The sequence below is a fragment of the Intrasporangium sp. genome, from assembly GCF_051961875.1.
Classification (GTDB): domain Bacteria; phylum Actinomycetota; class Actinomycetes; order Actinomycetales; family Dermatophilaceae; genus Intrasporangium_A.
In genome coordinates, this window is record NZ_JBQCCV010000039.1 from 24,668 (window position 1) to 38,357 (window position 13,690).

The following is a 13,690-nucleotide window of genomic DNA, read 5'->3' on the forward strand; positions in this document are numbered from 1 at the left end:
GGGCGGGAGGTAGCGGGTCCGGTCAGGCGACCCGGTGGCACTTGCTCATGAACCGCTCACGGTCCACGACGGCACGGTGGACCTCGCCGCTCGCGACGGTCTCGCCGTCCGGGTCGGTCACGGTCACGAAGCAGACGAGGCGCCGACCGTCGCTGATCGGCTCGGCGCACGAGACCGTGACCGCGCCCCCGACAGGAGAACCCTTGACGTGCTCGAGCTTGACGAAGGTCCCGACCGTGGTGCGACCCTCGTCGATCTGGGGCCGGCACACCTCGAACGCTGCCGACTCGCACCAGGTGATGAGACGAGGGGTCGCGAGCACTTCGAGGTCGCCGCTACCGAGGGCGAGCGCGGTGTCGGCAGGCGTGACCGTGTGCTGGAACGTGCGCATGGGCATGCGGTCGAGTGTGGCAGACCCGGATTCAAGGTCCACCCCGTCCCACGAGATGGGCTCTCGGGCTGGAATCCTTGGCCCGTGTCCACCCATGTCTGGCTGCTCTCGGTGGCCCTCGGCATCACGGCGCTGCTCAACTGGAGCGCGGTGGTGCGCGATGACTACGTCGTCGAGCGGATCACGAAGCCGACCTTCATGCTCCTGCTCGGCGGCCTAGCCTGGTCGCTCTACACAGACTCGCCCCCGGCAGCGGCACCGCACATCACGCCGCTGCTCGTCGCGCTCGGCCTGTCCCTCGTCGGGGACGTCCTGCTCCTGACCGCGACCGAGGTGCGTTTCCGGCTCGGCCTGCTCGCGTTCCTCGCCGCTCACGTCGCGTATGTGTGGACCCTCCTCACCGTGCCCGGGCCGGACGGCTTCCCGTGGCTCGTGCTGCCGGCCGTCCCCGTCGTGCTCTACATGCACGGGCGGTTCGGGCGGCACGTCGTCCGCCACGCCGGGCGCGACCGCTTCCCCGTCTTCGTCTACGTCCTCGCGCTCGCGACGCTCCTGGTCGTGGCCGCCGTCAAGGGCGACTGGGTGGTCGTCACCGGCTGCTTCCTCTTCCTCGTCTCCGACACGATCCTCGGGCACGACCGGTTCGTGCAGGAGCGCCGCTGGGCGCCTCTCGGCGTGATCACGACCTACCACGCCGCCCAGACGCTCATCGTGGTCGGCCTGCTCCGCTAGCTGGTGTGGCGGTGTGCTCACTCGAACGGGGGAGGGCGTGCTGTCCAGTGACCTACCGGGCTGCGCTAACCTTGGCTGCATGGCTGGTGTGCTGCTCCTTCCGCAGCCGCGTTGACGAAAGTCGGGGCGACCCGACATCAACGCGGCTTCCCCTCCTTGGCGAGGGGTTTTCTTTTGCCCGACCGACGGGGCACCTCCCCGCGCGACCGCCGAGAGACCCGGGCGGGAGCGACCAGCCACACGCGACGAAGGTGATGAGATGAGCCAGGCCACGACCGACGAGACGCCGTTCCGCTACACCGCCCGGATGGCCGAGGAGATCGAGCTCGCCTGGCAGGACCGCTGGGAGGAAGAGGGCACCTTCGACGCCCCCAACCCCGCGGGCCCTTGGGCCGAGCCCGACAAGGTCGGCGCCCGCGGCGAGAAGCTCTGCGTCCTCGACATGTTCCCCTACCCCTCGGGAGTCGGCCTCCACGTCGGCCACCCCCTCGGCTACATCGCCACCGACGTCTACAGCCGCTTCCACCGGATGCTCGGCCGCAACGTCCTGCACGCCCTCGGCTACGACGCGTTCGGCCTGCCCGCCGAGCAGTATGCGGTCCAGACCGGCCAGCACCCTCGGAAGACGACCGAGGAGAACATGGCGAACATGCGTCGCCAGCTGCGCCGCCTCGGCCTCGGCTTCGACAACCGGCGCACCTTCGCGACGATCGACCCCGAGTACTACCGCTGGACGCAGTGGATCTTCGTGCAGATCTTCAACTCCTGGTATGACGTCGACGCGGTCCGCGCGGACGGTGGCCGTGGCAAGGCGCGGCCGATCGCAGACCTCGTGGCCCAGTTCGAGTCGGGCGAGCGCCCGATGCCCGGTGGCGAGGCCCGCGAGTGGGCGGACCTCAGTGAAGCCGAGCGGGCCAAGGTGCTCGAGGGTTTCCGGCTCGCCTACACCTCTGAGGCCCCGGTCAACTGGTGTCCCGGCCTCGGGACCGTGCTGTCGAACGAAGAGGTCACCAACGAGGGCCGCTCCGAACGGGGCAACTTCCCGGTCTTCCGCCGCAACCTGTCCCAGTGGATGATGCGGATCACCGCCTATGCCGACCGGCTCGCCGACGACCTCGACCGGGTCGACTGGCCCGAGAAGGTCAAGCTGATGCAGCGCAACTGGATCGGACGGTCCGCAGGTGCCCGGGTCGCCTTCCCGGTGACCCTCGCGTCCGGCGACCGGGCCGGTTCGACGACCGACATCGAGGTCTTCACGACCCGCCCGGACACGCTCTTCGGGGCGACGTTCATGGTCCTCGCCCCGGAGCACCCCCTCGTGGACTCCCTTGTCCCGGAGGGCACCTGGCCCGAGGGCACCCACGAGGACTGGAAGGGGGCCGACGCGGCGGCGAGCGGCACCCCTCAGGGGGCGGTGGCGGCATACCGTCTGGCTGCCTCGCGCAAGTCCGATGTCGAGCGGCAGACCGAGGGCAAGGACAAGACCGGCGTCTTCACGGGGTCGTTCGCGACGAATCCCGTGACGGGCCAGCCGATCCCGGTCTTCGTGGCCGACTACGTCCTCATGGGCTACGGCACCGGCGCCATCATGGCGGTGCCCGGGCACGACGAGCGCGACTTCGAGTACGCGACGAAGTTCTCCATCCCGATCGTCCGTGTCGTCGCGCCCTCTCTCGATGAGGCCGACGCGCCGCTCGCCGACGCCTACGTCGGCGACGGCGTCATCGTCAACTCCGCCTCCGATATCGCGAACCTCGACGGCCTCGGCGTCGAGGACGCCAAGGCCCGCATCATCGCGGTGCTCGAGGAGCGCGAGATCGGCGAGGGCACGATCAACTACCGGATCCGTGACTGGCTCTTCAGCCGGCAGCGTTACTGGGGCGAGCCGTTCCTGGTCGTCTACGACGAAGACGGTGTCGTCCATGCGCTGCCGGAGGGCCAGCTGCCCCTGACCCTGCCGGACGTCCCGGACTACTCGCCCAAGACGTTCGACCCCGACGACGCGAACAGCTCGCCGGAGCCGCCGCTGTCACGCGTGCCGGAGTGGGTCGTGGTCGAGCTCGACCTCGGCGACGGCAGGGGCCGGCGGAAGTTCCGCCGTGAGACGAACACGATGCCGAACTGGGCCGGCTCCTGCTGGTACTACCTGCGCTACCTCGACCCGGTCAACGAGCAGGCGCTCGTCGACCCCGGCAACGAGCGCTACTGGATGGGCAAGTGGCCGACCCCCGTCGACGGCGCGCCCGCCGGCACGCAGGACCCGGGTGGCGTGGACCTCTACGTGGGCGGCGTCGAGCACGCCGTGCTGCACCTGCTCTACGCCCGGTTCTGGCACAAGGTGCTCCACGACCTCGGCTACCTCGACAGCGAGGAGCCGTTCCGGAAGTACTTCTCGCAGGGCTACATCCAGGCCTACGCCTACACGGACTCGCGGGGGCAGTACGTCCCGGCGGCCGAGGTCGAGGAGCACCCGGGCGGTCCGGGGGAGGAGTCGACCTTCACCTGGCAGGGCCAGCCGGTGAACCGCGAGTACGGCAAGATCGGCAAGTCGCTCAAGAACTCCGTCAGCCCGGACGAGATGTATGACGCGTACGGCGCGGACACCTTCCGGGTCTACGAGATGTCGATGGGCCCGCTCGAGCTGTCGAAGCCGTGGGAGACCAGGGCCGTCGTCGGGGCCCAGCGCTTCCTGCAGCGCCTGTGGCGCAACGTCGTCGACGAGGGCAGCGGTGCGGTCGTCGTCAGCGACGAGGTCCCGGACCAGGCGCTGACGACCCAGCTGCACCGGACGATCCAGGGTGTCCGCGAGGACTACGAGGGCCTGCGGTTCAACACCGCGATCGCCAAGCTCATCGAGCTCAACAACGCCGAGACGAAGCTCGACGTCGCGCCGCGCGAGGTCGTCGAGGCGATCGTCCTGATGATCGCGCCCGTCGCACCGCACATCGCCGAGGAGATGTGGGCACGGCTCGGCCACTCGGGCGGAGTTGCCTACACGCCGTTCCCCGAGGCCGACCCGACCAAGATCGTCGAGGAGCAGGTCACCTGCGTCATCCAGATCAAGGGCAAGGTCCGCGACCGGGTCGAGGTGGCTCCCGACATCTCCGAGGCCGACCTGCGCGAGCTGGTCCTCGCCCGCGACAAGGTAAGGGCCGCGACGCAGGACGGGATCCGCACGGTCATCGTCCGCGCGCCGAAGCTCGTCAACGTCGTGCCTGTGTGACGCTGGGCTGAGCGCACCGGTCGCGCACCAGGGCGGAAGGAGGGGCAGTGAGCGTTCGGATCGTCACGGACTCGACGGCATACCTCCCGGCCGACCTGGTGCGCGAGCACGGCATCCACGTCGTGCCGCTCCACGTCGTCGTCGGCGGCGACGAGCTGGTCGAGGGAGCCGACATCACCGCCCAGGAGGTGGCGGCGGCCCTGCGGCAGTACACGATCGTCACGACGTCGCGGCCCGCGCCCGAGGTCTTCCGCGAGACGTACCGGCGCCTCGCCGACGAGGGCGCCACGGCCATCGTGTCGGTCCACCTCTCGGGGCAGATGTCGGGGACGGTCGAGGCCGCGAGGATCGCGGCAGCCGACGCGCCCGTGCCCGTCGAGGTCGTCGACTCGGAGACGATCGGGATGGCGATGGGGTATGCCGCTGTGAGCGGTTCGCGGGTCGCCGCCGCGGGTGCCGGGCTGCGTGAGGTGCGTACCGCGATCGACGCCCGGCTCGAGCCGTCGGGAATCCTCTTCTACGTCCACACGCTCGAGCACCTGCGCCGCGGCGGGCGGATCGGCGCGGCCTCGGCGCTGCTCGGGTCGGCGCTCGCGATCAAGCCGATCCTCGCCGTGCGCGGCGGCCGGATCGTGCCGGTCGAGAAGGTGCGCACCGCGGCCCGGGCGATCGCGCGGATCGAGGCCCTCGTCGTCGAGAAGGTGCGGGCCGGCGGGCTCGCCGTCGACCTCGCGGTGCACCACCTCGACGCAGGGGAGCGGGCGGAGCAGGTCGCCGAGCGCCTCCGCACGTCGGTGCCGGAGGCCCGAGAGGTCCGCGTCGTCGAGCTGGGGGCCGTGGTGGGCGCCCACGTCGGCCCCAGCACGCTCGCGATCGCCGTCTCGCCGCGTCCGGACGAACCGGCGGGGTGCGAGCCGCAGGACGCCGGGGGGAATGCGACGGTCGAGGACGAGCCGTGAGCACTGGCTGGGTCGCCGTCATCTGGGCGGCTGCGATCCTGGTGGCCTTCGTCATCGGGTCGGTCAACCCGGCCACCATGATCGCCAAGGTCCTCGGCAAGGACGTGACGACCGCAGGATCCGGAAACCCCGGCGCCACCAATGCCGGTCGCGTCCTCGGGCGCAAGTGGGGCGTCGTCGTCGGGGTGCTCGACGTCCTCAAGGGCCTGCTGCCCGTGCTCGTCGCCGGCCACCTCTTCGGCGCCCACCTCGCCTACGCCGTCGGCCTCGCCTCGGTGCTCGGGCACATCTACTCACCGTTCCTGCGTGGGCGGGGCGGCAAGGGGGTGGCGACCACCCTGGGTGCCATCCTCGGGGTGCACCCCTGGGTCGCGCTCGTGGTCGTCGTCGTCTTCCTCGCAGCGGTCCTGCTGACCCGCTGGGTGGCGGTCGGCTCGATCTGCGCGGCGCTCGGGCTGCTCGTCGCGGCAGGTCTCGTTCTCACAGGGCGCGCCCCGGGGGACGGGTGGACGGCCGGCTGGCTCGTCGTGCTCGGGCTGTTCGTGCTGTGGCGCCACCGCACCAACATCGTCGGCTGGTGGCGCCAGCGCCGCCTGCACTGAACGGCGGCTGCGCGGGAGGAAACGCCCCGGCGTGTGAGGTGGGCGCCATACGTCCCGGTTTGCCACGTCACGATTGGGCGACGTTCGAGCTCATGGGTGGGTATCTGTTGGCCAGAATGGTAGGGATGGACAAGGCGGGAACGACGGTGCCCTCGCCTCGCTGTGCAGAGCGGGGGCATCGAGAGAGCTCCGGGAGGGCACGTGGCCGAGGTCAGGTTGGACGGCGTCGGGAAGGTCTATGCCGATGGGACACGCGCGGTCGGTGACCTGAACCTCGCCATCGCAGAGGGCGAGTTCCTCGTCCTGGTGGGGCCGTCCGGATGCGGCAAGACCACGGCGCTGCGCATGGTCGCCGGGCTCGAGGAGATCAGCGAGGGCACGATCACCATCGGCGATCGCGTCGTCAACCGAGTCCCCTCGCGCGACCGGGACGTCGCCATGGTGTTCCAGAGCTACGCGCTCTACCCGCACCTGACCGTGAGGGACAACATCGCCTTTGGGCTGCAGCTGCGCAAGATGCCCAAGGACGAGATCAACCGACGCGTGCAGCGGGCCGCGGACATCCTCGGCCTCACCGACCACCTCGACCGCAAGCCACGCAACCTCTCGGGTGGGCAACGGCAGCGCGTCGCGATGGGCCGGGCCATCGTGCGTGAGCCGAAGGCGTTCCTGATGGACGAGCCGCTGTCGAACCTCGATGCAAAGCTGCGCGTCCAGATGCGGGCCGAGATCGCCCGGCTGCAAAGGGATCTCGGCGTCACGACGATCTACGTGACGCACGACCAGACCGAGGCGATGACTCTCGGGGACCGCGTCGCGGTGATGAGCAAGGGCGTGCTGCAGCAGGTCGACCACCCGCAGTCGCTCTATGACCATCCGGCGAACCTCTTCGTGGCCGGCTTCATCGGCTCGCCCGCGATGAACCTCATGCGCGGCCGGCTCGAGCGGGACGGCGGACTGACCGTGCTGCTCGGCGACCAGCGACTGGAGATCCCCGAAGCGGCCCTGTCCGACCACCCGGGGCTCGAGGACCACGTGGGCAGCGATATCGTGGTCGGCATCCGGCCCGAGGACATGGACGACGCCGACCTCAGCGGCAGCTCGGAGAACGTCCTCGCGTCCAAGGCGGAGCTCGTCGAGGCGATGGGCTCCGACGTGATGGTCCACTTCACCCTCAATGCGCACCGGGTCGACGCGGGGGACAACCCTGACGCGGAGGCCGAGATGGAGCCGGCTCCCGGCCTCGGCGGGGGTGACGGTGATCGGACGATCCTCATCGCCCGCTGCAGCCCCCGCACCAAGGCCCAGGTCGGCGAGCCGGTGCGGATCGCCGTCGACGCGAGTCGGCTGCACTACTTCGATCCGGGGACCGGGCAGGCCATTGGGTACCGGGCCCCCGAACCGACGGAGACCGACACCAGGAAGGAAGCATGATGAGAAGAGCACTGCGCCTGACCGTGGTCATGACGGGACTCGCCCTTGCCGCGGCCGGTTGCGGCTCGGGAGGCAACAACACCAACACGACGACCCCGGGAGGGAGCGCCACCGCAGGCGCGACGGGCACCGAGACGGGCGGCACCGGGGGCGCCACGGGCGCACTCTCACTGCCCAAGCTGAACGGCCAGACCCTCGAGGTCGCGGCGGTCTGGACGGGCGACGAGCAGAAGAACTTCCTGCAGGTGGTCAAGCCCTTCGAGGAGCAGACCGGCGCCACGATCAAGTACACCTCGACCGGTGACCAGATCGCGAGCGTCCTGACCCCGCGGGTCAAGGGCGGCAGCCCGCCCGACGTCGCCTTCCTGCCGCAGCCCGGGCTCATGGCGCAGTTCGCCAAGAGCGGCGCGCTCAAGCCCGTGACGAACGAGGTCTCGAGCGCCGTCGACCAGAACTACTCGCCGGTCTGGAAGGACCTCGGAACGATCGACGGCAAGCTCTACGGCGTCTGGTTCAAGGCCTCGAACAAGTCGACGGTCTGGTACAACGTCAAGTCGTTCGACGACGCCGGCGTCCAGCCGCCGAAGACGTGGGACGAGTTCATCAAGGCGGCCCACACGCTCTCCGACGCCGGGCAGGAGCCGGTCTCCGTCGGCGGCGCGGACGGGTGGACCCTCACGGACTGGTTCGAGAACGTCTACCTCAGCCAGGCCGGCCCCGACATGTACGACAAGCTCACCAAGCACGAGATCAAGTGGACGGACGACTCCGTCAAGAAGGCACTCGACACGCTGGCGCAGCTCTGGGGCGACCCGAAGCTGCTCGCGGGCGGGACGAACGGTGCGCTCCAGGCCGACATGCCGACCTCGGTGACGAAGGTCTTCTCCAACCCGCCCAAGGCGGCCATGGTCTATGAGGGCGACTTCGTCGGAGGGGTCATCACCAGCTCGACCAAGGCCAAGCTCGGCACCGACGCGAAGTTCTTCCCGTTCCCGGCCGTCGGTGACAAGCCCGCCGTGGTTGGCGGCGGCGACGTCGCCGTGGCGTTCAAGGACAACCCGGGTGCGATGGCGCTGCTCCAGTACCTGGCCTCACCGCAGGCCGCCGAGATCTGGGTCAAGGCCGGTGGGTTCACCTCGCCGAACAAGAACGTCTCGTTCGACGCCTACCCCGACGACACGTCGCGTGAGATCGCCAAGTCGCTCATCGACGCCGGTGACTCGTTCCGGTTCGACATGTCCGACCAGGCGCCGTCGGCCTTTGGTGGCACCAAGGGCGCGGGCGAGTGGAAGGACCTCGCGGACTTCCTGCGCAACCCGAAGGACGTCCAGGGCGCCATGCAGGCTCTCGAGGCAGACGCCTCCAAGGCCTACGGCAAGTGACGGTTCCGCTCCGCAACTCCGGTCGCCCCGAGGCTCCTCCGTCCCTTGAGACGGAGGAGACCCGGGGCACCACCGGCGAGCGCGGCCGGCCGTCGACGGCGGTGGCCTTCCTGCTGCCTGCCTCGATCCTGCTGGCCGTGCTCATGCTCTATCCGATCGCCTACTCCTTCGTCCGGAGCCTGTTCGACGCGGGCGGCAACACCTTCATCGGGCTGGGCAACTACGTCACGATGTTCACCGACCCGGAGACATTCCAGGCGATCCGCAACAACGTCATCTGGGTCGTCGTCGCGCCGACCGTCGTGACGGCGCTCGGCCTCATCTTCGCCGTGCTGACCGAGCGGGTCCGCTGGCGCACGGCCTTCAAGCTCGTCATCTTCATGCCGATGGCGATCTCGTTCCTCGCCGCGGGGATCATCTTCCGGCTCGTCTACGAGCAGGACCCTGGCAAGGGCGTCGCCAACGCGGTCATCGTGGGGGTGCATGACGCCTTCAGCAGCTCGTCGCAGTACGCCGGCGCGCGTCCCCGTGACGCGAAGGCGCTGGTCTCCGGCGGTGACGGGTTCCAGACCAGGTCGCCGGTGAGCCCGGGCAGCGCCGTGTCGCTACCGCTCATCGGGTTCGCGCCGGACGCCCTGCCGAAGGGCGCCTCGGCGGCCAAGCCGGCTCCCACCGGGGGCGTCGGCGCCGGTCGCATCGAGGGCGTCGTCTGGCTCGACTTCGCCAAGGGTGGCGGCGGGAAGCCCGGTCAGATCGACCCGAACGAGAAGGGCATGCCCGGCCTGACCGTCCAGGCCGTGCAGAACGGCACGGTTGTGGACACGGCCACGACGGGAGACGACGGGCGTTTCGCCTTCACGGACCTCAAGGGCGGTGCCTACACGATCCGGCTGCCGGGCTCGAACTTCGCCCAGCCCTTCGCCGGGGTGACGTGGCTGGGGCCCAACCTCGTGACACCCGCGATCATCGCCGCGTACGTCTGGATGTGGGCCGGCTTCGCCATGGTGCTCATCGCCGCCGGCCTGTCGGCGATCCCGCGCGATGCCCTGGAGGCGGCCCGGGTCGACGGTGCGACGGAGTGGCAGGTCTTCCGGCGGGTCACCATGCCGCTGCTCTCGCCGGTGCTGCTCGTCGTCTTCGTCACGCTCGTCATCAACGTGCTCAAGATCTTCGACCTCGTCTACATCATGGCGCCCGGCTCTGTGCAGCCGGAGGCCAACGTACTGGCGCTGCAGATGTGGCTCGTGTCGTTCGGTGGTGGCAACGACCAAGGCCTCGGCAGCGCGCTCGGAGTCTTCCTGTTCCTGCTCGTGCTGCCCGCAATGCTCTTCAACATCAGGCGATTCCGACGGGAGGAGGACTAGTGAGCGCCGTTCCGGAGGTGGGCTCCACGGTCGGTGGCGGTGGCTCGATCGAGCGGGGGCCGGTGGCCCGTCTGGTCGGTGCCGTGGGAAGCGGCGTGGTGCAGGCGGTCCTCGTCTTCGTCGCGATCTTCTGGCTCGTGCCGACCTTCGGGCTGCTCATCGCGTCGTTCCGGGCCGAGGCCGACAACAACGCCAGCGGCTGGTGGACCGTCCTGACCAAGCCCGCCCAGCTGACGCTGGAGAACTACCAGAACCTGTTGCAGAACGACACCATCACCCACTCGTTCCTCAACACGATCTACATCACGGTGCCGGCGACCCTGCTCGTCATCATCCTGGCCTCGCTCGCGGCGTACGCCTTCGCCTGGCTCGACTTCCCCGGGCGCGACTGGTTGTTCATCGTCGTCGTCGGGCTCCTCGTCGTGCCGATCCAGGTCGCGCTGATCCCGGTCGCCCAGCTCTTCGGCACGCTCGGCATCTTCGGCACCCGGCTGTCGGTGATCCTCTTCCATGTCGCCTTCGGCTTGCCGTTCGCGGTCTTCCTGCTGCGCAACTTCTTCGCCGGCATCCCGCGGGATCTGCTCGAAGCGGCCCGGATGGACGGCGGCAGCGAATGGACCATCTTCCGCAAGGTGATCCTGCCGCTCGGGCTCCCGGCGATCGCGTCGCTGGGCATCTTCCAGTTCCTGTGGGTCTGGAACGACCTGCTCATCGCGCTCGTCTTCGCCTCGTCCGACGCGGCCCCGCTGACCGTGGCGCTGCAGTCGCAGGTGCGCCAGTTCGGGGCCAACATCGACCTGCTGTCGAGCGGTGCCTTCCTCTCACTGATCGTGCCGCTCATCGTCTTCTTCTCGTTCCAGCGCTACTTCGTCCAGGGCGTCATGGCGGGCTCGGTGAAGTAGCGAGGAGGGGTCTCTCGGCCCTTGCCGGCCGGGAGAATACGGGACGTCCACCAGTTCGGCGACTCGAAGATGTGACCGCCCGGTAGGGGTTGCACGCGTGCCCGGCGGGGGTCTTGGATCAGGCTCACCCCACCGTGGGAACCCTTTGCCGAGAGGAAGTTCGCATGGAACGTCGCCAATTCCGCCGGCGCTGCACCGCGGCCCTGACCGCGGGCGCGCTGGCGCTCACCATCGCTCCGGCGCTGGCCACCATGGCCGCCGCCGAGGCGCCGTCCGACACCGCAGGAGGAGCGCCGGCCTCGGGGGCGTCCGAGTCCGCCCTCGTCGCCGTCCTCGCGCCCGACGCCGCATCTGTCGATCGCCTTCTCGCAGAGGGATACGACCTCACCGAGTACACCAAGCCCCTCGCGTCCGGGGTCGAGGTCCACCTCGTCGCCACGCCGGAGGAGCTGGCCACGCTCAAGGCGCAGGGCTTCAACCTCCTCGAGACCATCCAGTCCGCGGCCGATGTCGACGCCAACCGCGCCGAGCGCAACGCCACGCTCGCGGCGGTTTCCGCGAGCGAGCAGGCGGCCGACACCCTGACCGTCCTGCGGTCCGAGTGGTTCACCTCCACCGAGGGGCAGCGCTTCCTCAACGTGGAGATCCGCGCCACCGACACGAGCGCCGCCAATGCCCTGACCCTGCAGTGGGACTCGGGGCCGGGCACCGCAATGGGCAGCGGTGGCTCCGCGACCATGCAGCGTTTCACGGACGCCGGCCAGTACATGTACCACCGGGTCAGCGCGCCGATCAACGTGGGCGAGATCCCGTCGAAGCTGTCGGTGTCGAGCACGCGCGGGGGAACCGTCACCGCACCCGTGACCGAGTGGCTGGGCGCACCGCGCAAGGCCCCGAGCCCGCACTACGCGTCGGACTTCGTGGACCACTACATGGACCCGACCGAGGTCTATGCCCGGATCCAGTCGCTGGCGAAGGAGTTCCCGTCGATCGCCGAGATCGTCGACCTGCCGAACAAGACCAACGGCTACCGGCGCAAGGCGCAGGCGCTCGTCGGACCGGCCAGCGCTGCCGGCTTCTACGTCACCTCGAAGGCGTGGGGCCACGAGGGCGGCAACGACCTCGGCATCACGCTGAAGAACCCCGGTGCGGCGAACGCACCGCTGTCCGTCTCGGTCGCCGACAAGCTCATCACGGTGAGCCTCGCAACGAACGGCTCTGGCGCGGTGACGAGCACGGCCGCGCAGGTCGTCGGGGCGGTCAACGCCACTCCCGCGGCGGCAAACCTGGTCACGGCCGCTCCCTACCGCACGACCGGCGGAACGGGCCTCGCGAGCGCCGTCGCGGCGACCAAGCTGAGCGACAACCTCAAGGCGCCTGCCAGCGTCAGCCGCGATCCGTTCCAGATGCAGGCCCTGCGGATCGGCAAGGCCCGCAACGGGTCCAAGACCGGCGTGCTGCTCTACTGCCAGGAGCACGCCCGCGAGTGGGTCACCCCCCTCGTCTGCGTCGAGACCGCCGAGAGGCTGCTGCGCAACTACCGCAACGACCCGACGACGAAGAAGCTCGTCGACAACCTCGACATCTTCATCGTCCCGTCGGTCAACCCGGATGGCGGGCACTACAGCTTCTACGACAATGCCAGCCAGCGCCGCAACATGACCAACTACTGCCCGGCCGCCAACGGTGACCCCAACAGCCGCAACAGCTGGGGTGTCGACATCAACCGGAACTTCTCGGTCGGCTCGGTCTACGACGGGTACAACGGTGGGTCGACGTCCTGCACGAGCGACACCTTCGCCGGTCCCAGTGAGCTGTCCGAGCCGGAGGCCCGCAACGAGGTCTGGCTCGCCCAGACCTTCCCGAACATCAAGTTCGCGATGAACACGCACTCCTACGGTGGCTACTTCATGTGGCCTCCGGGGGCCTACAAGACCGCGGGCCGGCAGCTGCTGCCGACGGTCGACCTCGGCACGGAGGACTTCTTCTGGGGCGCTTCCGGGCACATCCTCTCCGCCGTCCAGCAGTGGCGGGGCACGGCGATCTGGCCAGGCCGGACCGGCCCGGTGACCGACGTGCTCTACTCCGCAGCCGGCAACTCCGCCGACGAGCTCTGGTACAACTACGGCATCATCGGCTGGGACTTCGAGGTCGGTGCAGACAAGTGGAACTCCACGACCAAGCGCTTCACCGCCGTCGGCTTCCAGCCCGACTTCGCCGAGGGGCATGAAGAGGCCATGGAGTTCGCGAACGGGCAGATCGGCATCCTCGAGGTCGCCCTCGCCCACCAGTCCGACACCCGGCCCCCGAAGTCCACCCTCCAGGTGACGAAGCAGGAGCCCGGATCGACGTCGTTCACCATCTCGGTGGACGAGCCGGGCACCGTCTACTACACCCTTGACGGCAGCCGCCCGACGTTCGAGTCGCCGAAGCTGAAGAGCTCCGGGATGCGTGAGGGAGCCGAGTCGATCACGCTCAGGTCCTCGACCGAGGTCCGCTGGTTCTCCGTCGACATCGCGGGCAACGTCGAGTCGCGGTACTCGCCGGCAGGCAAGGCGCAGAACTTCAACAAGCAGATCGTCACCGTCAAGTGACGCACGCCGTCGGGTGAGTCGCGACGGCGAGAAGCGACGGCGCGGGTTTGGCCCGCGCCAGCGGGGGCGGCGAACCCGCCCCAAGGTTTTAGGGGGGGCCGAAAGGG

Annotated in this window: 10 protein-coding genes; 9 read left to right on the forward strand and 1 reads right to left on the reverse strand. The window is 69.4% G+C overall.

Translation table 11 applies throughout. The features are described from left to right. Positions 1-22: 22 nt before the first annotated feature. The gene (locus ACTHJJ_RS02375) at positions 23-397 is read right to left on the reverse strand and encodes a thioesterase family protein (RefSeq protein ID WP_440301330.1); all 375 of its coding nucleotides are present in this window, start codon (positions 395-397) and stop codon (positions 23-25) included. A 78-nt stretch (positions 398-475) separates the two neighbouring features. On the opposite strand from ACTHJJ_RS02375, the gene ACTHJJ_RS02380 reads away from it, so the two are divergent. The 9 genes from ACTHJJ_RS02380 to ACTHJJ_RS02420 all read left to right on the forward strand — a co-directional run bounded on the left by ACTHJJ_RS02380 (position 476) and on the right by ACTHJJ_RS02420 (position 13,583). Continuing rightward, positions 476-1,123 carry a lysoplasmalogenase gene (locus ACTHJJ_RS02380; protein ID WP_440301331.1) on the forward strand — a complete coding sequence of 216 codons (648 nt, stop codon included), beginning with the start codon at positions 476-478 and terminating at the stop codon, positions 1,121-1,123. A 259-nt stretch (positions 1,124-1,382) separates the two neighbouring features. Continuing rightward, on the forward strand, positions 1,383-4,346 hold the full coding sequence (gene leuS / locus ACTHJJ_RS02385) for a leucine--tRNA ligase (RefSeq protein ID WP_440301332.1): 2,964 nt from the start codon (positions 1,383-1,385) through the stop codon (positions 4,344-4,346). 47 nt (positions 4,347-4,393) lie between these two features. Beyond that, positions 4,394-5,305, forward strand: coding sequence for a DegV family protein (locus ACTHJJ_RS02390; protein ID WP_440301333.1), 912 nt, complete (start codon positions 4,394-4,396; stop codon positions 5,303-5,305). Further along, complete coding sequence (plsY, locus tag ACTHJJ_RS02395) at positions 5,302-5,907, forward strand: glycerol-3-phosphate 1-O-acyltransferase PlsY (RefSeq protein WP_440301334.1); 606 nt, start codon at positions 5,302-5,304, stop codon at positions 5,905-5,907. The genes ACTHJJ_RS02390 and plsY overlap by 4 nt, the downstream gene beginning before the upstream one ends. Before the next feature lie 201 nt (positions 5,908-6,108). Next, positions 6,109-7,341, forward strand: a complete 1,233-nt coding sequence (locus tag ACTHJJ_RS02400; protein WP_440301335.1) for an ABC transporter ATP-binding protein — start codon at positions 6,109-6,111, stop codon at positions 7,339-7,341. Next, positions 7,338-8,723 carry an ABC transporter substrate-binding protein gene (locus ACTHJJ_RS02405; RefSeq protein ID WP_440301336.1) on the forward strand — a complete coding sequence of 462 codons (1,386 nt, stop codon included), beginning with the start codon at positions 7,338-7,340 and terminating at the stop codon, positions 8,721-8,723. The genes ACTHJJ_RS02400 and ACTHJJ_RS02405 overlap by 4 nt, the downstream gene beginning before the upstream one ends. Next, the gene (locus ACTHJJ_RS02410) at positions 8,720-10,087 is read left to right on the forward strand and encodes an ABC transporter permease subunit (protein WP_440301337.1); all 1,368 of its coding nucleotides are present in this window, start codon (positions 8,720-8,722) and stop codon (positions 10,085-10,087) included. Before ACTHJJ_RS02405 ends, ACTHJJ_RS02410 begins: the two co-directional genes overlap by 4 nt. Next, a complete protein-coding gene (locus tag ACTHJJ_RS02415) occupies positions 10,087-10,989 on the forward strand; it encodes a carbohydrate ABC transporter permease (RefSeq protein WP_440301338.1) in 903 nt (300 codons plus the stop codon). The genes ACTHJJ_RS02410 and ACTHJJ_RS02415 overlap by 1 nt, the downstream gene beginning before the upstream one ends. A gap of 164 nt (positions 10,990-11,153) precedes the next feature. After that, positions 11,154-13,583 carry a M14 family metallopeptidase gene (locus tag ACTHJJ_RS02420; RefSeq protein WP_440301339.1) on the forward strand — a complete coding sequence of 810 codons (2,430 nt, stop codon included), beginning with the start codon at positions 11,154-11,156 and terminating at the stop codon, positions 13,581-13,583. Positions 13,584-13,690 lie beyond the last annotated feature (107 nt).